At 50.6% G+C, this 22,474-nt stretch carries 22 protein-coding genes and 1 tRNA gene; 11 read left to right on the plus strand and 12 right to left on the minus strand.

What is annotated here, in order from left to right; genetic code table 11:
* Positions 1 to 57: 57 nt before the first annotated feature.
* From allE to allD, 3 genes are read right to left on the minus strand one after another with little or no spacing between them, the layout of a single operon-like run.
* Entirely contained in the window at positions 58 to 843 is a 786-nt protein-coding gene (gene allE, locus ACJHWK_RS20045) for a (S)-ureidoglycine aminohydrolase (protein ID WP_001522071.1), read from the minus strand.
* 10 nt (positions 844 to 853) lie between these two features.
* On the minus strand, positions 854 to 2,089 hold the full coding sequence (allC, locus tag ACJHWK_RS20050) for an allantoate deiminase (protein ID WP_001522072.1): 1,236 nt from the start codon (positions 2,087 to 2,089) through the stop codon (positions 854 to 856).
* A 21-nt stretch (positions 2,090 to 2,110) separates the two neighbouring features.
* Positions 2,111 to 3,160, minus strand: a complete 1,050-nt coding sequence (gene allD, locus ACJHWK_RS20055; protein WP_000703911.1) for an ureidoglycolate dehydrogenase — start codon at positions 3,158 to 3,160, stop codon at positions 2,111 to 2,113.
* Between the two features lie 316 nt (positions 3,161 to 3,476).
* Between allD and ACJHWK_RS20060 the strand changes: the two genes are divergently transcribed.
* Genes ACJHWK_RS20060 through ACJHWK_RS20075 form a run of 4 tightly spaced genes read left to right on the plus strand, consistent with a single transcriptional unit; the run spans position 3,477 to position 8,129 of the window.
* Positions 3,477 to 5,144: an acyl-CoA synthetase FdrA gene (locus tag ACJHWK_RS20060; protein ID WP_020233642.1), complete on the plus strand. Its 1,668-nt coding sequence runs from the start codon at positions 3,477 to 3,479 to the stop codon at positions 5,142 to 5,144.
* A 9-nt stretch (positions 5,145 to 5,153) separates the two neighbouring features.
* Positions 5,154 to 6,413 carry a DUF1116 domain-containing protein gene (locus tag ACJHWK_RS20065; RefSeq protein ID WP_001522076.1) on the plus strand — a complete coding sequence of 420 codons (1,260 nt, stop codon included), beginning with the start codon at positions 5,154 to 5,156 and terminating at the stop codon, positions 6,411 to 6,413.
* A 10-nt stretch (positions 6,414 to 6,423) separates the two neighbouring features.
* Positions 6,424 to 7,239 (plus strand): DUF2877 domain-containing protein, encoded by an 816-nt coding sequence (locus tag ACJHWK_RS20070; protein ID WP_410234911.1) that lies wholly within the window; start codon positions 6,424 to 6,426, stop codon positions 7,237 to 7,239.
* Positions 7,236 to 8,129 (plus strand): carbamate kinase, encoded by an 894-nt coding sequence (locus ACJHWK_RS20075; RefSeq protein ID WP_001522079.1) that lies wholly within the window; start codon positions 7,236 to 7,238, stop codon positions 8,127 to 8,129. The genes ACJHWK_RS20070 and ACJHWK_RS20075 overlap by 4 nt, the downstream gene beginning before the upstream one ends.
* A 152-nt stretch (positions 8,130 to 8,281) precedes the next feature.
* On the opposite strand, the gene purK is transcribed toward ACJHWK_RS20075, so the two are convergent.
* The 4 genes from purK to ppiB all read right to left on the minus strand — a co-directional run bounded on the left by purK (position 8,282) and on the right by ppiB (position 11,191).
* On the minus strand, positions 8,282 to 9,349 hold the full coding sequence (gene purK / locus ACJHWK_RS20080; protein ID WP_001522080.1) for a 5-(carboxyamino)imidazole ribonucleotide synthase: 1,068 nt from the start codon (positions 9,347 to 9,349) through the stop codon (positions 8,282 to 8,284).
* Positions 9,346 to 9,855: a 5-(carboxyamino)imidazole ribonucleotide mutase gene (purE, locus tag ACJHWK_RS20085; protein WP_001295318.1), complete on the minus strand. Its 510-nt coding sequence runs from the start codon at positions 9,853 to 9,855 to the stop codon at positions 9,346 to 9,348. The genes purK and purE overlap by 4 nt, the downstream gene beginning before the upstream one ends.
* 116 nt (positions 9,856 to 9,971) lie before the next feature.
* Positions 9,972 to 10,694 (minus strand): UDP-2,3-diacylglucosamine diphosphatase, encoded by a 723-nt coding sequence (gene lpxH, locus ACJHWK_RS20090; RefSeq protein ID WP_000212237.1) that lies wholly within the window; start codon positions 10,692 to 10,694, stop codon positions 9,972 to 9,974.
* A gap of 2 nt (positions 10,695 to 10,696) precedes the next feature.
* Positions 10,697 to 11,191 carry a peptidylprolyl isomerase B gene (ppiB, locus tag ACJHWK_RS20095; RefSeq protein WP_000256006.1) on the minus strand — a complete coding sequence of 165 codons (495 nt, stop codon included), beginning with the start codon at positions 11,189 to 11,191 and terminating at the stop codon, positions 10,697 to 10,699.
* Between the two features lie 173 nt (positions 11,192 to 11,364).
* Here ppiB and cysS point away from each other — a divergent pair, with 173 nt between their 5' ends.
* The gene (gene cysS, locus ACJHWK_RS20100) at positions 11,365 to 12,750 is read left to right on the plus strand and encodes a cysteine--tRNA ligase (RefSeq protein ID WP_170886317.1); all 1,386 of its coding nucleotides are present in this window, start codon (positions 11,365 to 11,367) and stop codon (positions 12,748 to 12,750) included.
* Positions 12,751 to 12,785: 35 nt separating this feature from the next.
* On the opposite strand, the gene ACJHWK_RS20105 is transcribed toward cysS, so the two are convergent.
* The 3 genes from ACJHWK_RS20105 to folD form a co-directional block, all read right to left on the minus strand.
* Complete coding sequence (locus tag ACJHWK_RS20105) at positions 12,786 to 13,307, minus strand: metal-dependent hydrolase (protein WP_001522081.1); 522 nt, start codon at positions 13,305 to 13,307, stop codon at positions 12,786 to 12,788.
* A gap of 107 nt (positions 13,308 to 13,414) precedes the next feature.
* Entirely contained in the window at positions 13,415 to 13,627 is a 213-nt protein-coding gene (gene ybcJ / locus ACJHWK_RS20110; RefSeq protein WP_000190286.1) for a ribosome-associated protein YbcJ, read from the minus strand.
* 1 nt (position 13,628) lies between these two features.
* On the minus strand, positions 13,629 to 14,495 hold the full coding sequence (gene folD / locus ACJHWK_RS20115; protein ID WP_000729155.1) for a bifunctional methylenetetrahydrofolate dehydrogenase/methenyltetrahydrofolate cyclohydrolase FolD: 867 nt from the start codon (positions 14,493 to 14,495) through the stop codon (positions 13,629 to 13,631).
* A 470-nt stretch (positions 14,496 to 14,965) separates the two neighbouring features.
* Between folD and fimA the strand changes: the two genes are divergently transcribed.
* The 5 genes from fimA (at position 14,966) to sfmF (ending at position 20,606) form a co-directional block, all read left to right on the plus strand.
* The gene (gene fimA, locus ACJHWK_RS20120; protein ID WP_000776555.1) at positions 14,966 to 15,508 is read left to right on the plus strand and encodes a type 1 fimbrial major subunit FimA; all 543 of its coding nucleotides are present in this window, start codon (positions 14,966 to 14,968) and stop codon (positions 15,506 to 15,508) included.
* 219 nt (positions 15,509 to 15,727) lie between these two features.
* On the plus strand, positions 15,728 to 16,420 hold the full coding sequence (gene fimC, locus ACJHWK_RS20125) for a type 1 fimbria chaperone FimC (protein WP_020233648.1): 693 nt from the start codon (positions 15,728 to 15,730) through the stop codon (positions 16,418 to 16,420).
* 30 nt (positions 16,421 to 16,450) lie between these two features.
* Complete coding sequence (locus ACJHWK_RS20130; protein ID WP_170886401.1) at positions 16,451 to 19,060, plus strand: fimbrial biogenesis usher protein; 2,610 nt, start codon at positions 16,451 to 16,453, stop codon at positions 19,058 to 19,060.
* Positions 19,061 to 19,072: 12 nt separating this feature from the next.
* Positions 19,073 to 20,080: a type 1 fimbria D-mannose specific adhesin FimH gene (gene fimH, locus ACJHWK_RS20135; protein ID WP_000691065.1), complete on the plus strand. Its 1,008-nt coding sequence runs from the start codon at positions 19,073 to 19,075 to the stop codon at positions 20,078 to 20,080.
* A 10-nt stretch (positions 20,081 to 20,090) separates the two neighbouring features.
* Positions 20,091 to 20,606, plus strand: a complete 516-nt coding sequence (gene sfmF / locus ACJHWK_RS20140; protein ID WP_001255233.1) for a fimbria assembly protein — start codon at positions 20,091 to 20,093, stop codon at positions 20,604 to 20,606.
* Positions 20,607 to 20,608: 2 nt separating this feature from the next.
* Here sfmF and fimZ read toward each other — a convergent pair whose 3' ends face one another.
* Positions 20,609 to 21,241 carry a fimbria biosynthesis transcriptional regulator FimZ gene (gene fimZ / locus ACJHWK_RS20145; protein ID WP_000805422.1) on the minus strand — a complete coding sequence of 211 codons (633 nt, stop codon included), beginning with the start codon at positions 21,239 to 21,241 and terminating at the stop codon, positions 20,609 to 20,611.
* 242 nt (positions 21,242 to 21,483) lie between these two features.
* On the opposite strand from fimZ, the gene ACJHWK_RS20150 reads away from it, so the two are divergent.
* Positions 21,484 to 21,560 (plus strand) — tRNA-Arg (locus tag ACJHWK_RS20150).
* A gap of 45 nt (positions 21,561 to 21,605) precedes the next feature.
* Here the strand turns inward: ACJHWK_RS20150 and envY are convergent.
* Positions 21,606 to 22,367 (minus strand): DNA-binding transcriptional regulator EnvY, encoded by a 762-nt coding sequence (gene envY, locus ACJHWK_RS20155; protein ID WP_001177464.1) that lies wholly within the window; start codon positions 22,365 to 22,367, stop codon positions 21,606 to 21,608.
* Between the last annotated feature and the right edge of the window lie 107 nt (positions 22,368 to 22,474).

Below are 22,474 nucleotides of genomic sequence, written 5' to 3' on the forward strand. Positions count from 1 at the left end.
GGTATAAACCGTGGCAAAATCCAACATAGCTAAAAATAATCAGGCGAGTGGTATGACTTAAATCTCTACGTCGCGGTTGCAATCTTTTGAGTAAATATAACTAAACGCTTCACCACGCCCTACGCCATAACCGGCCTGTAAGGAATAAGCGCCCATAAAGATGTAATCGCCTTTTTTCACCGGGATCCAGTTATTGTCGAGGTTATAAACCCCCTGACCGGAAAGAATATAGGCACCGTGTTCCTGGACGTGAGTTTCGATATAACCGTGGCTGGCACCTGGCGCAAAAGAGAGGATATGCATGTTCATATCAAAACCTAACTCTTTGGGCAGAAAATCCAGCAGAATAACATCGTCCATGCCTTCATAATGAATGCGTTCGAGTTCGCTGGCATTGCCAGAAACTAGCCACGGCGCATGACCTTCTACCGGAACATAGCGACGCTTATATAAAAAGATTTGGCTGTCTTCGGCCTGGGCGTTAACAAACGTCATTAAGGAGCCTGGTGGGCAATAAAGATAGCCACCTTCGCTTAAGGCAAATGTTTTATCTTCGGCTTTGGCAGTGATATTTCCAGAGATCACATACAGGAACGTTTCAATGCCTTCGCCCCCGAAGCCCTGTTGGTTGCCACCGTTTTGATGCAGTGTGACCAGATAATCAACAAAAGAGGCCCCCAGCTTTGGCGTGGAGAGGATTGTCGCGTCACAATTTTCAAAGCCAGGAATAATATTTTTTACCAGACCATCCGGGGTTAACAGCGCGAAATTACCGTGTTTAACAATCGCACGGTTAGCCAGTAAATCATCGCGGTAACCGGTGACGTTATTTAAATATCCCATTTATAACTCCTTATTTCTTCCAGGCAAGTTGATAAAGCATGAGTGCCAACGTTTTGACCCCTTCGGCAAGGTCGGTAATATTGGTGCGTTCCGCCGGGTTATGGCTGATCCCGTTGATGCTGGGAATGAAAATCATGCAGGTCGGCACGCGCGGCGCGAAAATTTGTGCGTCGTGCCCGGCACCACTGTGCATCACCCGGTAATTCAGTTTTTCGCTTTCACACAATTCTGTCAGGGTGGTGACCAGGTCCTTATTCATCGGCACGGGTTCTTCGTCCATCCATAAATCGATATCAATACCAATGTCCATTTCATCGCAAATCGCCCGCATGTCGTTTTCTAACTGTTGGGTGAAATCGCGCAGCACGGCAGCATCGGTATGGCGACAATCAATGGTGAACGTGGTTTTACCCGGCACCACATTCACCGTATTCGGGCGCGGCTCTACTTTGCCAAAGGTCAGAACCAGCGGATCGCCCATCTTTTTCGCTTTTTCGACAGACTGATGGCAAATGCGACTGAAAGCGTAAACCGTATCACGACGATAACCCATCGGCGTGGTGCCTGCATGGTTTGATTCGCCATTCAGCGTCACCGTATAACGACGCTGCCCGACAATTGCATTCACCACGCCAATTGACTGCCCATTACTTTCCAGCACACAGCCCTGTTCGATATGCAGTTCGACAAAGGCTTTAATATCCTGACGCGGAGTTAGTGGGGCGTTCGGCAGAGTAAATCCGCAAGCCTTCATCGCATCGACAAAACTATTTCCTTTGGCATCACAGATATTCCGCACGTCGTCAGGATTCGCCAGCCCAAAGATATTTTTACTGCCCCAGAAGACATACGGGAAGCGGCTGCCTTCTTCTTCTGCCATCGCCACCACTTCGACCGTACGTAACGGCGCGCCGTATTGCGTTTTCAACCAGTCAATTGCCAGCCACGCCGCCAGCGCGCCGAATTGCCCGTCGAGGTTACCGCCGTTAACCACGGTATCGATATGCGAACCGCTCAGAACCACTTCTTGTGGATATTCGGTGCCACTCAGGCGACCATATAAATTCCCCACTTCATCGAAACGTGTTTCCAGCCCGCTTGCTGCCATTCTTTTTTTAAATTGCTGCTGAGTTTCCAGCCATTCCGGCGAATAAAGTAAACGGGTCATCCCACCCGTTGGGTCAGCGCCAAAAGAGGAAAGCCAGGGCAGCGTTTCTTCTATGGCTTGACGAAAATGTGTAATCATAAGAAAGTCCTGTCTCAATAATTATTGCGCAAAGGGATTTTTCGTTTCGTATGACGTGTTATAAAGCGCGTCGGAAATTAAATACTGGTAAATATCATCAACAATTTCGATGCCTTCGACGGCGGCTTTGCGTTGTTTAATATCCTGATCCTGTCCGGGATAATAAACCTGGTTAAAACCGGGCGCGGGGGTTATGGCATTTAATTCGCGCATGGTCTGGCTAAGATGTTGACGGAATAGTTCGCTGGAGGAGAAAAAGTTCGGATTAATAACGATATGTAATTGCCCCAAATTACGCCCGGCGTGTAAATCGTCATACATCGAACTAACCTGTCGCCCGAACGGTAAGCCGAGTAAGACGCCTGAGAGGACGTCAATCATCATCATCAGGCCATACCCTTTCGGCCCGGCGGCGGGGAGCAGAGCATGTACCGCGAACGGATCGGTTGTTGGTGCTCCGTTTTTATCGACCGCCCAGGTATCCGGGATAGACATATTACGCGAGCGGGCGTCGAGCACTTTTCCCCATGCCTGTACGGTAGTCGCCATATCAAAGGTAAGGATCTCGTCGCCTTCTCCCGGCGCGGCAAAGGCCAGTGGGTTAGTACCGTAGTAAATTTCCGCGCCGCCAAACGGCACCACCATTGGATCGGACTGGCACATCGAAATGCCAATTAATCCGGCGCGGGCTGCCTGCTGCACAAAATAAGAGATTGCGCCGCTGTGACCCATCCGGCTGATACCGACCACCGCAACGCCATTTTGCTGGGCGGTTTTGATGGCATGTTCCATACCCATTTTCGCCGCGACCTGTCCGGCGGCATTGTCAGCATGTAAAATTGCTGAACATGGCCCGGTTTCTTCAAGACGAAACTCCGGTTCGCGGTTGGTGCCGCCTTTTGAAATGCGTTCCGCGTAGTATTCCACGCGCACCGCGCCATGAGAGTGGATCCCTCTGGCATCGGCGTAAACCAATACTTCAGCCACGGTTGCAGCGTGCTCACGTTTTAACCCAGCCTGGCAGAGTTTATTCTCGATTAGCTGGTGGAGTGTTTCCCGACTGATTTTCATCTGTCTTCCTTTTTAACGACGGTGTGAAGCATGACTGCAATTAACATACAGGGAAAATATCTGGATTATGTGATCCAGACAGGCAAAAAAATATAGTTAGAATTTATTTGATAATCCGCTCGCTTTTAACCTGGTTTTTAAAACAACCACGCTTATTAAAAAATAACACGTAATAGCCTGGCGGTTATTTGAATTCTTTTGTTAATAATCCCTGTGTGATATTCATCACCTTATTTACTCGTTGTCATCGATACCGTAATCGCCACATTAACACTGCTCGTGCAATTGCCATGGGTGCAATTTTTAAGGAGTTGTTATGATCCACGCCTTTATTAAAAAAGGGTGTTTTCAGGATTCGGTCAGTTTAATGATTATTTCACGAAAACTCAGCGAATCAGAAAATGTTGATGATGTTTCCGTAATGATGGGTACGCCCGCCAATAAAGCGTTATTAGAGACCACAGGTTTCTGGCATGACGATTTTAATAACGCCACGCCGAACGATATTTGTGTGGCAATTCGTAGCGAAGCGGCGGATGCGGGGATCGCGCAGGCGATTATGCAACAGCTTGAAGAGGCGCTAAAACAACTGGCGCAGGGTTCAGGCAGCAGCCAGGCGTTGACGCAGGTGCGTCGCTGGGACAGTGCCTGTCAGAAATTACCCGATGCCAGTCTGGCGCTGATTTCAGTGGCTGGCGAGTATGCGGCGGAACTGGCGAATCAGGCGCTGGATCGCAACCTCAACGTGATGATGTTCTCCGATAACGTCACGCTGGAAGATGAAATCCAGCTCAAAACCCGCGCACGCGATAAAGGCTTGCTGGTGATGGGGCCGGACTGCGGTACGTCGATGATTGCCGCCACGCCGCTGGCTTTTGCTAACGTGATGCCGGAAGGCAACATTGGCGTCATTGGCGCTTCCGGTACCGGGATTCAGGAGCTGTGTTCGCAGATTGCGCTGGCAGGTGAGGGAATTACCCACGCGATTGGTCTTGGCGGGCGCGACCTCAGCCGTGAAGTGGGCGGCATCAGTGCGCTAACGGCGCTGGAAATGCTCAGTGCAGACGAGAAAAGCGAAGTGCTGGCATTTGTTTCAAAACCACCTGCCGAAGCTGTGCGTCTGAAAATTGTTAATGCCATGAAAGCAACTGGCAAACCGACGGTGGCGCTGTTTTTAGGTTATACCCCGGCGGTGGCCCGCGACGAGAATGTCTGGTTTGCCTCCTCGCTGGATGAGGCCGCACGCCTGGCTTGCCTGCTTTCACGCGTTACGGCGCGACGTAACGCAATAGCGCCTGTCAGCAGCGGATTTATTTGCGGTTTGTATACCGGCGGTACGCTGGCCGCTGAAGCGGCGGGATTACTTGCCGGACACCTTGGCGTGGAAGCCGACGATACCCATCAACATGGCATGATGCTCGACGCCGACGGACATCAGATCCTCGACCTGGGCGATGATTTTTACACCGTCGGGCGTCCCCATCCGATGATCGACCCGACCTTACGCAACCTGTTAATTGCCGATCTCGGCGCTAAACCGCAAGTGCGCGTGTTGCTGCTTGATGTCGTGATTGGCTTCGGTGCGACCGCCGATCCTGCCGCCTCGCTGGTGAGCGCCTGGCAAAAAGCCTGTGCCGCGCGTTCTGACAGCCAACCGCTGTACGCCATTGCCACGGTGACAGGTACCGAACGTGACCCGCAATGCCGCTCGCAGCAAATCGCCACGCTGGAAGATGCGGGGATCGCGGTTGTGAGTTCGCTGCCGGAAGCCACCTTGCTGGCGGCAGCGTTAATTCATCCGCTCTCGCCTGCCACACAGCAACACACACCGTCATTACTGGAAAACGTCGCCGTGATTAACATCGGATTACGCAGCTTTGCGCTGGAGCTACAAAGCGCCAGCAAACCGGTTGTGCATTACCAATGGTCGCCAGTCGCCGGCGGCAATAAAAAACTGGCTCGTTTATTAGAACGTTTGCAATAAGGGGTTTCCATGTTTACATCAGTGGCGCAAGCCAATGCTGCGGTTATCGAACAAATTCGTCGCGCTCGTCCACACTGGCTGGATGTGCAACCGGCTTCTTCACTTATCAGCGAACTAAACAAGGGCAAAACACTGCTTCACGCCGGGCCGCCAATGCGCTGGCAGGAGATGACCGGACCCATGAAAGGGGCGTGCGTGGGCGCATGTCTGTTCGAAGGCTGGGCGAAAGATGAGGCGCAGGCGCTGGCAATACTGGAGCAGGGGGAAGTGAACTTCATTCCTTGTCACCATGTGAATGCCGTCGGGCCAATGGGCGGCATTACTTCTGCCAGTATGCCGATGCTGGTGGTCGAGAACGTGACCGACGGCAACCGGGCGTACTGCAACCTCAACGAAGGTATCGGCAAAGTGATGCGTTTTGGCGCTTACGGCGAAGATGTCCTGACTCGCCATCGCTGGATGCGCGATGTGTTAATGCCAGTATTAAGTGCGGCGCTGGGGCGCATGGAGCGCGGTATCGATCTCACGGCGATGATGGCGCAGGGCATTACCATGGGCGATGAGTTTCATCAACGCAATATTGCTTCCTCTGCACTGTTAATGCGTGCGCTGGCCCCACAAATTGCTCGCCTCGATCATGATAAACAACACATCGCGGAAGTGATGGATTTCCTCAGCGTGACCGATCAGTTCTTCCTTAACCTCGCGATGGCTTACTGCAAGGCGGCGATGGATGCTGGTGCGATGATCCGTGCAGGCAGCATCGTCACGGCTATGACCCGCAACGGCAATATGTTCGGGATTCGGGTCAGCGGGCTGGGCGAACGCTGGTTTACTGCGCCTGTAAACACTCCCCAAGGTCTGTTTTTCACCGGCTTCTCGCAGGAGCAGGCGAACCCGGATATGGGCGATAGCGCAATTACCGAAACCTTTGGTATCGGAGGTGCGGCAATGATCGCAGCGCCTGGCGTAACGCGCTTTGTCGGTGCGGGTGGCATGGAAGCGGCCAGAACCGTTTCTGAAGAGATGGCGGAAATTTACCTTGAGCGCAATATGCAGTTGCAGATCCCCGGCTGGGATTTCCAGGGCGCGTGCCTGGGACTGGACATTCGTCGCGTGGTAGAAACCGGCATTACGCCACTCATCAATACCGGTATCGCCCATAAAGAGGCGGGGATCGGGCAGATTGGCGCAGGCACTGTGCGGGCACCGTTGGCCTGCTTTGAACAGGCGCTGGAAGCACTGGCTGAAAGCATGGGGATTGGTTGAGGAACGCGCAATGACGATCATCCATCCTCTGCTTGCCAGCCGTAGCGCTCCGAATTATCGCCAGTCCTGGCGGTTAGCGGGCGTGTGGCGGCGGGCGATTAACCTGATGACGGAAAGCGGCGAACTGTTAACGCTGCATCGTCAGGGTAGTGGTTTCGGCCCCGGAGGATGGGTGCTTCGCCGCGCGCAATTCGATGCGTTATGCGGTGGATTATGCGGCAATGAACGACCACAGGTTGTGGCTCAAGGCATTTGCCTCGGACGTTTCACGGTTAAACAGCCACAGCGTTATTGTTTGCTGCGTATTACGCCGTCTGCGCATCCTCAACCGCTTGCAGCGGCATGGATGCAACGCGCGGAGGAAACCGGGCTTTTCGGGCCGCTGGCGTTGGCGGCAGGCGATCCGCTGCCTGCTGAATTACGCCAGTTTCGTCACTGTTTTCAGGCCGCGCTCAATGGCGTTAAGACCGACTGGCGGCACTGGCTGGGTAAAGGGCCGGGATTAACGCCGAGTCATGATGACACGCTGACGGGAATGCTGCTGGCAGCCTGGTATTATGGCGCTTTAGATGCGCGCTCCGGTCGCCCGTTTTTTGCCTGTTCCGACCATCTTCAACTCGTTACCACTGCGGTGAGCGTTAATTATTTACGTTATGCCGCGCAAGGATATTTCGCCTCGCCACTCCTGCACTTTGTTCATGCTCTGAGTTGCCCGAAACGTACCGCTGTTGCGATTGATTCGCTGCTGGCGCTGGGACATACGTCAGGGGCAGATACGCTGCTGGGGTTCTGGCTTGGTCAACAATTATTACAAGGAAAACCATGAAAACACTGGTTGTAGCTCTTGGGGGCAATGCCTTGCTTCAGCGCGGTGAGGCGCTGACGGCAGAAAATCAATATCGCAATATCGCCAGCGCTGTACCCGCACTGGCGTGCCTGGCCCGTTCTTATCGGCTGGCGATTGTTCACGGCAACGGGCCACAGGTGGGGCTGTTGGCGTTACAGAATCTGGCGTGGAAAGAGGTAGAACCGTATCCGCTGGATGTGCTGGTGGCGGAAAGCCAGGGGATGATTGGCTATATGCTGGCGCAGAGCTTGAGCGCACAGCCGCAGATGCCGCCTGTCACGACGGTGCTGACGCGCATTGAGGTTTCGCCTGATGATCCGGCGTTTTTGCAGCCAGAGAAGTTTATCGGTCCGGTTTATCAGCCAGAAGAACAAGAGGCACTGGAAGCGGCTTACGGCTGGCAGATGAAACGTGATGGTAAATATTTGCGCCGGGTGGTAGCGTCTCCGCAACCGCGTAAAATTCTCGACAGCGAAGCCATCGAGTTGTTGCTCAAAGAGGGGCATGTGGTGATTTGCAGTGGCGGCGGCGGTGTGCCTGTGACGGATGACGGAGCAGGGAGTGAAGCAGTGATTGATAAAGATCTCGCCGCTGCGTTGCTCGCCGAGCAGATTAATGCCGATGGGCTGGTGATCCTCACCGATGCTGATGCGGTATATGAAAACTGGGGAACGCCGCAGCAACGTGCCATTCGCCATGCCACACCGGATGAGTTAGCGCCATTTGCCAAAGCCGATGGTTCGATGGGGCCGAAGGTAATGGCGGTGAGTGGCTATGTCAGAAGCCGTGGCAAACCTGCGTGGATTGGGGCGTTATCGCGGATTGAAGAGACGCTGGCGGGCGAAGCGGGGACCTGTATTTCGCTGTAGTGATTGGGGTATTTGGCAAGAATTAAGGCTCTGAGAAAGATTCCAAACCCCAAATAAGAACGCGGACAGTCCCCTCGCCCCTGTGGGGAGAGGGTTAGGGTGAGGGGGAAAACTGCTTGCGCATTAGCTTTTAAGCAGGTTTGTGCACCAGGTTAACTGAACTTACTCTGCGCCCAAATCACGCCACTGGCATACTCCGGCGGCAGCAGCGGGATTAAGGCTTCCAGCGCCGCGGTCAGACGCGATGTGTCGCTGTCGGTCAAATTCAGATGCCCCACTTTACGCCCCGGACGGACTTCTTTGTCGTACCAGTGCAGATGCACCAGCGGCAATTTCAGCCAGTCATAATTCACATCGCTACCAATCAGGTTGATCATCACCGACGGACTATTCACTACTGGTTGCGGTAACGGCAGATCGGTAATCGCCCGCAGATGCAGCTCAAACTGGCTGATGCTGGCACCGTTTTGCGTCCAGTGACCACTGTTATGCACACGCGGAGCCAGTTCGTTGATCAGCAGACCTTGCGGGGTGACAAAGCACTCCATCGCCATCACGCCCACATAGCCCAGCTCCTGCATAATCGCCGACAGCATCTCTTCGGCTTGCGCTTGCTGCTGCGCATTGGCCTGCGGGAAAGCGACGCTGGTACGCAAAATACCGTCCTGATGCAGGTTATGCGTCAGCGGATAAAACACGGTGCTACCATCAAAGCCGCGCGCGCCAACCAGCGACACTTCGCCAGAGAAGTTTATGCCCTGCTCGACAATACATTCGCCGTAGCATTCAGCCGGTAACTGTTCGGTTTCATCGGCGCGTAAACGCCATTGACCGCGTCCGTCATAGCCACCAGTGCGACGCTTAACAATCGCCAGCTCACCTAAACGCTTAAACACCGCAGGCCACTCGCTGCGATCGGCAAGTAACTGCCACGGTGCGGTCGGTAGGTGAAGCTTGTCGAAAAGCTGCTTCTGAGTCAGACGGTCAGCAATAATCGGGAATACATCGCGGTTCACAAAGGCCGGATGGCGCGCCAGCTCGCGGGTTAATGCGGTTTCCGGCCAGCGTTCGATCTCAGCGGTAATCACGCTTTGTTGAAAAGGCACCGCCGCCGGTTCAGCGTCCAGCCCGACTGGCCAGACAGCAATGCCTAACGGTTCGCCTGCCTGGCGCAGCATACGGCCTAACTGCCCGTTACCGAGGACGCAAACCTGTTTCATGCCGCACCTCGCGGGTCTGGGTTTTCCAGCACTTCGTCAGTCTGGGCTTTGCGCCAGTCATTCAGACGCTGGTGCAGTTCTTTATCATGAGTCGCAAGAATTTGTGCTGCCAGTAACGCCGCGTTTGCCGCGCCAGCTTTACCAATCGCCAGCGTACCCACCGGAATGCCGCGCGGCATTTGTACGATGGAGTAGAGGCTATCGACACCGCTCAGTGCGGCGCTCTGTACTGGCACGCCCAGCACTGGCACCAGCGTTTTGGCGGCAATCATGCCTGGCAGGTGCGCTGCGCCGCCTGCGCCCGCAATAATCACCTGATAACCGTTTTCTTCGGCACTTTCGGCGAAGCTGAACAGTTTATCGGGGGTGCGGTGAGCAGAAACCACTTCAACGTGGTGTGGGACATTCAGGATTTCGAAGATTTCGGCGGCGAACTGCATGGTAGCCCAGTCGCTTTTGGACCCCATCACGATGGCGACACGCGCCGGATTATTGCGGGAAGACATGCGTCTTAAAACTCCTGTGGTGCACAACTCTCGGCTTTAGAGGGCACAGAGAATAGCACGGAAAGAGAGCAAGGAAAACGGTTGCGTGGCTGTGAAATCAGCAAAGTTGCGGGTATTTAAAACGGAAAATGAATCAGCTCAACGTCATCTGCCGTGACTTTCACCATTGAACCTTCCGTATGCCAGGCACCCAGTACCACGCGAAAAGCAGGTTGCTGATTGGCGATAAGTTCATGCACCGCCGGGCGATGGGTATGCCCGTGGATCAGCCATTGCACCTGATGTTTTTCCATCGCACTGACCACCGCGTTTTGGTTAACGTCCATGATCGCCAGCGATTTACTGCTGTTGGCTTCTTTGCTGTTCGCGCGCATTCGCGCGGCAATGCGTTTGCGCACAAACAATGGCAGAGCGAGGAATAGCGTCTGCAGCCAGGGTTTGTGGACTTTGGCGCGAAAAGCCTGATAACCGGCGTCATCGGTGCACAGCGTGTCGCCATGCATAATCAATACCCGGCGACCATACAGTTCGAGCACCTTTTCTTCCGGCAATAACGTCATGCCGCTTTCACGGGCAAAGCGTTTGCCGAGCAGAAAATCACGGTTGCCATGAATGAAATAACAGGGAACACCGGAATCGGACACCGCTTTGATCGCTGCCGCCATCTGGCGATGGAGTGGGTTGGGATCGTCGTCGCCAATCCACGCTTCAAACAGATCGCCAAGAATATACAGCGCGTCGGCCTTGCGGGCTTCCCCCGCTAAAAAACGCAGAAAACCGGCGGTGATCGCCGGTTCTTCCGCGCAGAGATGAAGATCTGCAATAAAGAGTGTCGCCACGATTACTCGCTAACGGTCACGCTTTCAATGATAACGTCTTCTTTTGGCACGTCCTGGTGCATACCGCTACGACCGGTTGCAACACCTTTGATTTTGTCTACCACGTCCATGCCTTCAACCACTTCAGCAAACACGCAGTAACCCCAACCTTGCAGGCTTTCGCCAGAGAAGTTCAGGAAGTCGTTATCAACCACGTTGATGAAGAACTGTGCAGTTGCAGAGTGCGGTGCCTGAGTACGGGCCATTGCCAGCGTACCACGGGTATTTTTCAGACCGTTGTTGGCTTCGTTTTTGATCGGGTCTTTGGTGGTTTTTTGCTTCATGCCCGGCTCAAAACCGCCGCCCTGAATCATAAAGCCGTTGATTACACGGTGGAAAATGGTGTTGTTGTAAAAACCTTCGCGGCAGTAGTCCAGGAAGTTTTTAACTGTTTCAGGTGCTTTATCGTCAAAAGTTTTGATGACAATATCGCCGTGATTGGTGTGGAAAGTAACCATTTTTGCATCCTGTTCCGTTTGATTGGTGCTTCAACCCGGTTCGGGTCATATATAGGGTGGTGTTATAGCATAACCGCACGATCGGATCATCACGCAATGTATGCTGATTCGCGCGGGAAATATGGGTATTATACGCAACTCAATTACCCACACATGTCTAAACGGAATCTTCGATGCTAAAAATCTTCAATACTCTGACACGCCAAAAAGAGGAATTTAAGCCTATTCACGCCGGGGAAGTCGGCATGTACGTGTGTGGAATCACCGTTTACGATCTCTGTCATATCGGTCACGGGCGTACCTTTGTTGCTTTTGACGTGGTTGCGCGCTATCTGCGTTTCCTCGGCTATAAGCTGAAGTATGTGCGCAACATTACTGATATCGACGACAAAATCATCAAACGCGCCAATGAAAATGGCGAAAGCTTTGTGGCGCTGGTGGATCGCATGATCGCCGAAATGCACAAAGATTTTGATGCTTTGAACATTCTGCGCCCGGATATGGAGCCGCGCGCGACGCATCATATCGCAGAAATTATTGAACTCACTGAACAACTGATCGCCAAAGGTCACGCTTATGTGGCGGACAACGGCGACGTGATGTTTGACGTACCGACCGATCCGACATATGGCGTGCTGTCGCGTCAGGATCTCGACCAGCTGCAGGCAGGCGCGCGCGTTGACGTGGTCGACGACAAACGCAACCCGATGGATTTCGTTCTGTGGAAGATGTCGAAAGAGGGCGAACCGAGCTGGCCGTCGCCGTGGGGCGCGGGCCGTCCAGGCTGGCACATTGAATGTTCGGCAATGAACTGCAAGCAGCTGGGTAACCACTTTGATATCCACGGCGGCGGTTCAGACCTGATGTTTCCGCACCACGAGAACGAAATCGCTCAGTCCACCTGTGCCCATGATGGTCAGTATGTGAACTACTGGATGCACTCCGGGATGGTAATGGTTGACCGCGAGAAGATGTCGAAATCGCTGGGTAACTTCTTTACCGTGCGCGATGTGCTGAAATACTACGATGCTGAAACCGTGCGTTACTTCCTGATGTCAGGCCACTATCGCAGCCAGCTGAACTACAGCGAAGAGAACCTGAAGCAGGCGCGTGCGGCGCTGGAGCGTCTCTACACTGCGCTGCGCGGCACAGATAAAACCGTTGCGCCTGCCGGTGGCGAAGCGTTTGAAGTGCGCTTTATTGAAGCGATGGACGACGATTTCAACACCCCGGAAGCCTATTCCGTGCTGTTTGATATGGCGCGTGAAGTAAACCGTCTGAAAGCAGAAGATATGGTAGCGGCAAACGCGATGGCGTCTCATCTGCGTAAACTTTCCGCCGTATTGGGCCTGCTGGAGCAAGAACCGGAAGCGTTCCTGCAAAGCGGTGCGCAGGCAGACGACAGCGAAGTGGCTGAGATTGAAGCGTTAATTCAACAGCGTCTGGATGCCCGTAAAGCGAAAGACTGGGCGGCGGCAGATGCGGCGCGTGACCGTCTTAACGAGATGGGGATCGTGCTGGAAGATGGCCCGCAAGGGACCACCTGGCGTCGTAAGTAATTGCGCTATTGCCGGATGCGAGTTTTCGCATCCGGTTATCGTCTGCGCCACCACAACATTCCCATCAGTAGCATCCCCGGCAACCACACCCACATCAATTCAGAAATAATCACCTGATGCCCGTACGGCGTGCTGTAACGAGACAATGCAAACGGCGCGACTTTAATCACCTGCCAGGGAGCGAAAAAGCGTTCATCTGACCACGGCCATAGCCAGCCAACGCCTTTACCACCAGTGGTTACCGCATCCAGCAAGCTGTGCGATAGCAACGAGACGGTTAAAAACAGCCAGCAGCGAATCAGCCCAGCCCTGAACCATCGGCGTCCAATCAGCACACATAACAGCGGGACAACAAACGCAAACACCAGCGAATGGGTAAACCCGCGATGACCAAAAACATTGCCGTAAGCAACGCCAAATTTAAACGACAAGACGTCGGCATCGGGCAGCATCGCCAGGATGATTCCGGCAAATAACAGGCGCGGAGGGATGACTTTCGAACCCAACCCTAAAGCAATGCAAAGGGGAACGGCTGCGTGCGTAATAATGGTTGGCATGATGGTCGCTTCGGCAAAATGTCGATGCTATCAGCATGGATGAACGGGGCGTAGAGGGCAAAAGTCTGAAAAGAGAACCGGCCTGTTGTTACAGGCCGGGAAAGGGATCAGGCAACAATCTGTACGCTGTGACCGGCAAAACTCACTGTCTGCCCGGCAACGATTTTGCAGCGTTTGCGCGTTTCAACCGCACCGTCGACTTTCACCTGGCCTTCGGCAATCGCGATTTTCGCCTGCGCGCCGCTTTCGCTCCAGCCTTCCAGTTTCAGCAAGTCGCACAGCTCAACGTGCGGATGTTTACCTAAAGAAAATGTCGCCATGTTACTCACCCTGTGGATCATGATATTCAACGCACGCCTGTAGCGTGTTTTCAATCAGCGTGGCAACCGTCATCGGGCCAACGCCGCCGGGAACAGGCGTAATGTATGAGGCGCGTTTAGCCGCGTCTTCAAACACGACGTCGCCCACAACTTTGCCATTTTCCAGACGGTTGATGCCGACATCAATCACAATTGCGCCTTCTTTGATCCAGTCACCGGGAATAAAGCCTGGCTTACCGACGGCAACGATCAATAGATCGGCATTTTCTACGTGGTGACGCAGATTTTTAGTGAAACGGTGAGTCACGGTGGTGGTGCAACCTGCCAGTAGCAGTTCCATGCTCATCGGGCGGCCAACGATATTCGATGCGCCAATCACCACGGCGTTGAGGCCGAAGGTATCAATGTTGTAACGCTCAAGCAGCGTGACAATACCGCGCGGGGTGCAGGGACGCAGACGCGGCGCGCGCTGGCACAGGCGACCGACGTTATAAGGATGGAAACCGTCTACGTCTTTGTCCGGATGAATACGTTCCAGCACTTTGACGTTATCAATACCCGCCGGTAACGGCAGTTGAACCAGAATGCCATCGATGGTGTTGTCGGCATTCAGCGCATCGATAAGCTCCAACAGCTCCGCTTCGCTGGTGGTTTCCGGGAGGTCATAAGAGCGGGAGACGAACCCGACTTCTTCACAAGCCTTGCGTTTACTTGCGACATAAATTTGCGATGCAGGGTTACTACCCACCAGCACAACGGCCAGTCCTGGTGCCCGCAGTCCGGCTGCAATACGCGCCTGAACTTTTTGAGCAACTTCAGAGCGCACCTGCTGCGCAATCGTTTTACCGTCAATAATCTTTGCTGCCATCAGAGAGAGGATTCCATCTGTTACGTAGGTCGAAGGGGATGCGCCTATTTTGTCAGAAGCGGGGCGCGCTGTCAGGTTTCGTTTCAGATTTATCGCGTGAAGCGACCTCTTGCGAAGGTGAGGCGCACTGTCGCTGAGATTGAAAGCTTCATTTTTCGTCCATGATGGCGTTGTAAATCTGGAACTGATTTATTTCCTTGTTTAAGGATTAAGATAATTTAAGAAATACCTGACAATATAAAAAGAATTTTCAGCCTGGTAATTTACCGCTTCAGGTCTATATTTGTGTTGAATATATTTTGCGCGGAAGTATTCATCTAACGGGGCTCTCTATTTTTTAGAATAGAGTGCATATTTTCAATTAAGACATTCTTAGAGGATAAAAAGGAATTTACTACTATCAGTGTCTTAAATAAAGTAATCGGTTATATACGGATGTGGAGTCGATAAATGAGATTGAAGGAATATATATGAAATTAAGATTTATTTCGTCTGCGCTGGCCGCCGCACTATTCGCCGCTACGGGTAGTTATGCTGCCGTTGTAGATGGCGGTACAATTCACTTTGAAGGCGAACTGGTGAATGCTGCCTGTTCAGTGAATACTGACTCGGCAGACCAGGTTGTCACACTCGGTCAATATCGTACCGATATTTTCAATGCTGTTGGTAATACCTCTGCATTAATTCCATTCACTATACAGTTGAACGACTGCGATCCTGTCGTTGCCGCTAATGCTGCCGTTGCATTTTCTGGTCAGGCGGATGCAATCAATGATAATTTATTGGCCATTGCATCCAGTACTAATACAACAACAGCAACGGGTGTCGGTATTGAAATACTTGATAATACATCCGCAATTCTCAAACCTGATGGGAATAGCTTCTCAACCAACCAGAACTTGATCCCCGGGACCAACGTTCTTCATTTTTCTGCACGTTATAAAGGCACCGGTACAAGTGCATCAGCAGGGCAAGCAAATGCTGACGCGACTTTTATTATGAGATACGAATAATCAAAACCACGTTGTTTTGAATTATATATCACGTCTTATAACAAAGTAATGTACCGGTTGTCTGAAGCGGTATGGTGGCAATGTAAATCGAAATCATGTTCACTTTGTATCATGCCGCTTTATTAAATGAAAAGGGAATGATGTGTTGTAAGAAACCAAAGCAATCATTTCTTTATACTCCTTATTTTTGCCGTCAGGAATACACAAGGCGTATTAACTATGATGACTAAAATAAAGTTATTGATGCTCATTATATTTTATTTAATCATTTCGACCAGCGCCCATGCTGCCGGAGGGATCGCATTAGGTGCCACGCGTATTATTTATCCCGCTGATGCTAAACAGACTGCGGTATGGATTAGAAATAGCCATACCAATGAGCGCTTTCTGGTCAATTCGTGGATTGAAAACAGCAGCGGTGTAAAAGAAAAGTCATTCATCATTACACCGCCACTGTTTGTTAGTGAACCCAAAAGCGAAAATACCTTGCGTATTATTTACACCGGTCCACCGCTGGCGGCAGATCGTGAGTCTCTGTTCTGGATGAATGTTAAGACGATCCCTTCGGTAGATAAAAATGCATTGAACGGCAGGAATGTTTTGCAACTGGCGATTTTATCGCGCATGAAGTTATTTCTCCGTCCAATTCAACTACAAGAATTACCCGCAGAAGCGCCGGACACACTCAAGTTTTCGCGATCCGGTAACTATATCAATGTTCATAATCCATCACCTTTTTATGTCACCCTGGTTAACCTGCAAGTGGGCAGCCAAAAACTGGGGAATGCTATGGTTGCACCCAGAGTTAATTCACAAATTCCCTTACCCTCAGGAGTGCAGGGAAAGCTGAAATTTCAGACCGTTAATGATTATGGTTCAGTAACCCCGGTCAGAGAAGTGAACTTAAACTAACCGAATCATCTGACAATATCAGAGCTAATTATGAAAATACCCACTACTACGGATATTCCGCAGAGGTATAGCTGGTGTCTGGCCGGAATTTGTTATTCATCTCTTGCCATTTTACCCTCCTTTTTAAGCTATGCGGAAAGTTATTTCAACCCGGCATTTTTATTAGAGAATGGCACATCCGTTGCTGATTTATCGCGCTTTGAGAGAGGTAATCATCAACCTGCGGGCGTGTATCGGGTGGATCTCTGGCGTAATGATGAGTTCATTGGTTCACAGGATATCGTATTTGAATCGACGACAGTAAATACAGGTGATAAATCAGGTGGGTTAATGCCTTGTTTTAACCAGGCACTCCTTGAACGAATTGGCCTTAATAGCAGTGCATTCCCCGAGTTAGCCCAGCAGCAAAATAATAAATGCATTAATTTACTGAAAGCTGTACCTGATACCACAATTAACTTTGATTTTGCAGCGATGCGCCTGAACATCACTATTCCTCAGATAGCGTTGTTGAGTAGCGCTCACGGTTACATTCCGCCTGAAGAGTGGGATGAAGGTATTCCTGCTTTACTCCTGAATTATAATTTCACCGGTAACAGAGGTAATGGTAACGATAGCTATTTTTTTAGTGAGCTCAGCGGGATTAATATTGGCCCGTGGCGTTTACGCAACAATGGTTCCTGGAACTATTTTCGCGGAAATGGATATCATTCAGAACAGTGGAATAATATTGGCACCTGGGTACAGCGCGCCATTATTCCGCTGAAAAGTGAACTGGTAATGGGAGACGGCAATACAGGAAGTGATATTTTCGATGGCGTTGGATTTCGTGGTGTACGGCTTTACTCTTCCGATAATATGTATCCTGATAGCCAGCAAGGGTTTGCCCCAACGGTACGTGGGATTGCCCGTACGGCGGCCCAGCTAACGATTCGGCAAAATGGTTTTATTATCTATCAAAGCTATGTTTCCCCCGGCGCTTTTGAAATTACAGATTTGCACCCGACATCTTCAAATGGCGATCTGGATGTCACCATCGACGAGCGCGATGGCAATCAGCAGAATTACACAATTCCGTATTCAACAGTGCCAATTTTACAACGCGAAGGGCGTTTCAAATTTGACCTGACAGCGGGCGATTTTCGTAGCGGTAATAGTCAGCAATCGTCGCCTTTCTTTTTTCAGGGCACGGCACTCGGCGGTTTACCACAGGAATTTACTGCCTACGGCGGGACGCAATTATCTGCAAATTACACCGCCTTTTTGTTAGGGCTGGGGCGCAACCTCGGGAACTGGGGCGCAGTGTCGCTGGATGTAACGCATGCGCGCAGTCAGTTAGCCGACGACAGTCGTCATGAGGGGGATTCCATTCGCTTCCTCTATGCGAAATCAATGAACACTTTCGGCACCAATTTTCAGTTGATGGGTTACCGCTATTCGACACAAGGTTTTTATACCCTTGATGATGTTGCGTATCGTCGTATGGAGGGGTACGAATATGATTACGATTATGACGGTGAGCATCGCGATGAACCGATAATCGTGAATTACCACAATTTACGCTTTAGCCGTAAAGACCGTTTGCAGTTAAATATTTCACAATCACTTAATGACTTTGGCTCGCTTTATATTTCTGGTACCCATCAAAAATACTGGAATACTTCGGATTCAGATACGTGGTATCAGGTGGGGTATACCAGCAGCTGGGTTGGCATCAGTTATTCGCTCTCATTTTCGTGGAATGAATCTGTAGGGATTCCCGATAACGAACGTATTGTCGGACTTAATGTTTCAGTGCCTTTCAATGTTTTGACCAAACGTCGCTACACCCGGGAAAATGCGCTCGACCGCGCTTATGCCTCCTTTAACGCCAACCGTAACAGCAACGGGCAAAATAGCTGGCTGGCAGGTGTAGGTGGGACCTTACTGGAAGGCCACAACCTGAGTTATCACGTAAGCCAGGGCGATACCTCGAATAATGGGTATACGGGCAGCGCTACGGCAAACTGGCAGGCCACTTACGGTACGCTGGGGGTCGGGTATAACTACGACCGCGATCAACATGACGTTAACTGGCAGCTGTCTGGCGGTGTGGTCGGACATGAAAATGGCATAACGCTGAGCCAGCCTTTAGGGGATACCAATGTTTTGATTAAAGCGCCTGGCGCAGGCGGTGTACGCATTGAAAATCAAACTGGCATTTTAACCGACTGGCGCGGCTATGCGGTGATGCCGTATGCCACGGTTTATCGGTATAACCGTATCGCGCTTGATACCAATACGATGGGGAATTCCATCGATGTTGAAAAAAATATTAGCAGTGTTGTGCCGACGCAAGGCGCGTTGGTTCGTGCCAATTTTGACACCCGCATAGGCGTGCGGGCGCTCATTACCGTTACCCAGGGCGGAAAACCGGTGCCGTTTGGATCACTGGTACGGGAAAACAGTACCGGAATAACCAGTATGGTGGGTGATGACGGGCAAGTTTATTTAAGCGGTGCGCCATTGTCTGGTGAATTACTGGTTCAGTGGGGAGACGGTGCAAACTCACGCTGCATTGCGCACTATGTATTGCCGAAGCAAAGCTTACAGCAAGCCGTCACTGTTATTTCGGCAGTTTGCACACATCCTGGCTCATAAAGGAAATTATCAATGAAGATAATCTGCAGATTATTATTGGCAATGGCATGTTTGTGTCTGGCAAACATATCCTGGGCTACTGTTTGTGCAAATAGTACTGGCGTAGCAGAAGATGAACACTATGATCTCTCAAATGTCTTTAATAGCACCAATAACCAGCCAGGCCAGATTGTTGTTTTACCGGAAAAATCCGGCTGGGTAGGTGTGTCAGCAATTTGTCCACCCGGCACGCTGGTGAATTATACATACCGTAGTTATGTCACTAACTTTATTGTTCAGGAAACTATCGATAATTATAAATATATGCAATTAAATGATTATCTATTAGGTGCGATGAGTCTGGTTGATAGCGTGATGGATATTCAATTCCCTCCGCAAAATTATATTCGTATGGGAACAGATCCTAACGTTTCGCAAAACCTTCCGTTCGGGGTGATGGATTCTCGTTTGATATTTCGTTTAAAGGTTATTCGTCCCTTTATTAACATGGTGGAGATCCCCAGACAGGTGATGTTTACCGTGTATGTGACATCAACGCCTAACGATCCGTTGGTTACACCTGTTTATACCATTAGTTTTGGTGGCCGGGTTGAAGTACCGCAAAACTGCGAATTAAATGCCGGGCAAATTGTTGAATTTGATTTTGGTGATATCGGCGCATCGTTATTTAGTGCGGCAGGGCCGGGGAATCGACCAGCTGGTGTCATGCCGCAAACCAAGAGCATTGCGATCAAATGTACGAATGTTGCTGCGCAGGCTTATTTAACAATGCGTCTGGAAGCCAGTGCCGTTTCTGGTCAGGCGATGGTGTCGGACAATCAGGATTTAGGTTTTATTGTGGCCGATCAGAACGATACGCCGATCACGCCTAACGATCTCAATAGCGTTATTCCTTTCCGTCTGGATGCAGCTGCGGCAGCCAATGTCACACTTCGCGCCTGGCCTATCAGTATTACCGGTCAAAAACCGACCGAAGGGCCGTTTAGCGCGCTGGGGTATTTACGCGTCGATTATCAATGAGGTACGGAGAATGAGAAGAGTGCTCTTTAGCTGTTTCTGCGGGCTACTGTGGAGTTCCAGTGGATGGGCAGTTGACCCTTTAGGAACGATTAATATCAATTTGCACGGTAACGTTGTTGATTTCTCCTGTACCGTAAACACAGCGGATAAGGATAAGACGGTAGATTTAGGCAGATGGCCTACGACACAATTACTGAGCGCTGGCGATACCACGGCACTCGTCCCTTTTAGCCTGCGGCTGGAGGGATGTCCTCCGGGTTCAGTTGCGATTTTATTTACGGGAACGCCGGCATCTGATGCCAACCTGCTGGCTCTGGATGATCCCGCAATGGCACAAACCGTCGCCATCGAATTACGTAATAGCGATCGCTCCCGGCTCGCACTGGGGGAGGCGAGTCCGACTGAGGAAGTAGATGCAAATGGCAATGTCACACTAAACTTTTTTGCCAATTATCGAGCGTTAGCCAGCGGTGTTCAGCCAGGTGTGGCGAAAGCGGATGCGATATTTATGATCAATTATAATTAATATTATATTAATTCATATAATTTGGCGTAGTCGATAAGCTCTACAATTGAATGCAAACCTAGCTTGCCATAAATATTAGATTTATGCGCACTAACTGTTTTATTGCTAAGTAATAACTTATCGGCAATTTCTTTATTGGATAATCCGCTGACCAGATAACGTAATATCGTCACTTCACGATTAGATAGCACAGTGATCGTTGAACTATTCGTGCTACATTTATTGCTTTTTATATAGTTGAGCGTTTCGCTGGGAAAAAAAGTGTATCCGGAGAGGATCATCTGAACGGCGTGAAAAATATCATTCTGATCATTGCATTTACTGACAAAACCGTTAGCACCAGCTTGTATCGCTCTGCCAGCATAAAAGCATTCTGATTTCGATGATAAAAATAATACTTTCACTGTGCTCTGGATTTGTTTGATCCTTTTCAGGAAGGTAAAACCGTCTGTTCCGGGCAAGTCTATATCCATAATGATTAAATCAACAGGACGGGTTCGGAGATAATCGATGGTTATGCGATAATCATCCGTTTTCAGGACAATTTGCAATTCACTGTTTTTTTGCAACAGAACTTCAATAGACATTCTGATGATAGGATGAGTATCCATAATGATCACCGACGTTGGTTTCATAGTTACCAGTCTCATTGGATCGGACAATTTTCCGTTAGGGCGGGAAATTGTACTTTGATACATGAAAATACGGGTTTTCTTGATTCAGACGCGCAGCGGTGTACGTTTGTTTGCCGCTATAGCGAAATAAATCAGAAAATCAGACGCGGTCGTTCACTTGTTCAGCAACCAGATCAAAAGCCATTGACTCAGCAAGGGTTGACCGTATAATTCACGCGATTACACCGCATTGCGGTATCAACGCGCCCTTAGCTCAGTTGGATAGAGCAACGACCTTCTAAGTCGTGGGCCGCAGGTTCGAATCCTGCAGGGCGCGCCATTTCTTCTTCATTTATCCCCGTCTTATCCGTTTCCGCTTTGCCCTTCACCACATCACTTTTTGTCGCTGTTTGGCGAGATAATTCAACGGTGTCAGGCCGTAAAATGCCTTAAAAACAGAGATAAAGTACGACGTGCTGCTATAGCCACATAATTGCGCCACCTGAGTAATATTTTTGTTATCCATCAATAACATCTGTACGGCGTAACGCATACGACACTCTGTGACAATCTGGCTATAGCTGGTATTTTCGTTTTTTAATTTCTTTTTGAGCAGGCTGGGGCTTAAACATAGCGAACTGGCGACAATTCGCAGATTCCAGTAATGCTGAATATCGCTTTGAATAATGCGGCAGACGCTGTCGCGGACGCTGCTGCGTAAGATATACATCAGTAGGGCAATAAACCGCGATTGCTCAAGAAAGTTAGACAATACGGTAAAAAGCAATGCGCGCGTCAACTCCGCTTCGCAGGGTTTGCTGGGTTGCTGCTTGCTGTGGTTGGCGGCTAGCCGGAACACTTCCGGTGTACGGCTATGACAAGCGATAACCGGGGTAGCCAGCCGCGACCAGGGCTTTACGCAGGTTAAGTTCTTATTTAAAAACAACAGATAATCGTTGATGATGTTGCGGTTGATGTGGGTGATTAATACGTGATTTAACGTTGAGAGTTCAATGACGTTATTGTTGCACGCGAAGGCGGCCAGGTAGTTTTTCGGAAGGGTAAACGTAGCATGGTTATTGACGCTTACCTCTACCTCTTTTTCGGTCAGGATCACCACGCAAGGTTCACTGCTGCTCAATTGCATTTCGCACTCCTCAGATATCAGAAACTCCGCTCAAAGGATCTATGCTTCCTGCATGAGTGATCGGCCCGTTCGCCGATAACGATCTTCTTTCTTTAGCACGCTTTTTA

This window comes from Escherichia sp. WS547 (assembly GCF_046486065.1).
GTDB classification, from domain to species: domain Bacteria; phylum Pseudomonadota; class Gammaproteobacteria; order Enterobacterales; family Enterobacteriaceae; genus Escherichia; species Escherichia coli.

What these genes read in the sequence shown, in the direction of transcription:
- allE (WP_001522071.1), bottom strand. Translation starts at nt 843, where the DNA reads ATGGGATATTTAAATAACGTCACCGGTTACCGCGATGATTTACTGGCT.
- allC (WP_001522072.1), bottom strand. Translation starts at nt 2,089, where the DNA reads ATGATTACACATTTTCGTCAAGCCATAGAAGAAACGCTGCCCTGGCTT.
- allD (WP_000703911.1), bottom strand. Translation starts at nt 3,160, where the DNA reads ATGAAAATCAGTCGGGAAACACTCCACCAGCTAATCGAGAATAAACTC.
- ACJHWK_RS20060 (WP_020233642.1), top strand. Translation starts at nt 3,477, where the DNA reads ATGATCCACGCCTTTATTAAAAAAGGGTGTTTTCAGGATTCGGTCAGT.
- ACJHWK_RS20065 (WP_001522076.1), top strand. Translation starts at nt 5,154, where the DNA reads ATGTTTACATCAGTGGCGCAAGCCAATGCTGCGGTTATCGAACAAATT.
- ACJHWK_RS20070 (WP_410234911.1), top strand. Translation starts at nt 6,424, where the DNA reads ATGACGATCATCCATCCTCTGCTTGCCAGCCGTAGCGCTCCGAATTAT.
- ACJHWK_RS20075 (WP_001522079.1), top strand. Translation starts at nt 7,236, where the DNA reads ATGAAAACACTGGTTGTAGCTCTTGGGGGCAATGCCTTGCTTCAGCGC.
- purK (WP_001522080.1), bottom strand. Translation starts at nt 9,349, where the DNA reads ATGAAACAGGTTTGCGTCCTCGGTAACGGGCAGTTAGGCCGTATGCTG.
- purE (WP_001295318.1), bottom strand. Translation starts at nt 9,855, where the DNA reads ATGTCTTCCCGCAATAATCCGGCGCGTGTCGCCATCGTGATGGGGTCC.
- ppiB (WP_000256006.1), bottom strand. Translation starts at nt 11,191, where the DNA reads ATGGTTACTTTCCACACCAATCACGGCGATATTGTCATCAAAACTTTT.
- cysS (WP_170886317.1), top strand. Translation starts at nt 11,365, where the DNA reads ATGCTAAAAATCTTCAATACTCTGACACGCCAAAAAGAGGAATTTAAG.
- ACJHWK_RS20105 (WP_001522081.1), bottom strand. Translation starts at nt 13,307, where the DNA reads ATGCCAACCATTATTACGCACGCAGCCGTTCCCCTTTGCATTGCTTTA.
- ybcJ (WP_000190286.1), bottom strand. Translation starts at nt 13,627, where the DNA reads ATGGCGACATTTTCTTTAGGTAAACATCCGCACGTTGAGCTGTGCGAC.
- folD (WP_000729155.1), bottom strand. Translation starts at nt 14,495, where the DNA reads ATGGCAGCAAAGATTATTGACGGTAAAACGATTGCGCAGCAGGTGCGC.
- fimA (WP_000776555.1), top strand. Translation starts at nt 14,966, where the DNA reads ATGAAATTAAGATTTATTTCGTCTGCGCTGGCCGCCGCACTATTCGCC.
- fimC (WP_020233648.1), top strand. Translation starts at nt 15,728, where the DNA reads ATGATGACTAAAATAAAGTTATTGATGCTCATTATATTTTATTTAATC.
- ACJHWK_RS20130 (WP_170886401.1), top strand. Translation starts at nt 16,451, where the DNA reads ATGAAAATACCCACTACTACGGATATTCCGCAGAGGTATAGCTGGTGT.
- fimH (WP_000691065.1), top strand. Translation starts at nt 19,073, where the DNA reads ATGAAGATAATCTGCAGATTATTATTGGCAATGGCATGTTTGTGTCTG.
- sfmF (WP_001255233.1), top strand. Translation starts at nt 20,091, where the DNA reads ATGAGAAGAGTGCTCTTTAGCTGTTTCTGCGGGCTACTGTGGAGTTCC.
- fimZ (WP_000805422.1), bottom strand. Translation starts at nt 21,241, where the DNA reads ATGAAACCAACGTCGGTGATCATTATGGATACTCATCCTATCATCAGA.
- envY (WP_001177464.1), bottom strand. Translation starts at nt 22,367, where the DNA reads ATGCAATTGAGCAGCAGTGAACCTTGCGTGGTGATCCTGACCGAAAAA.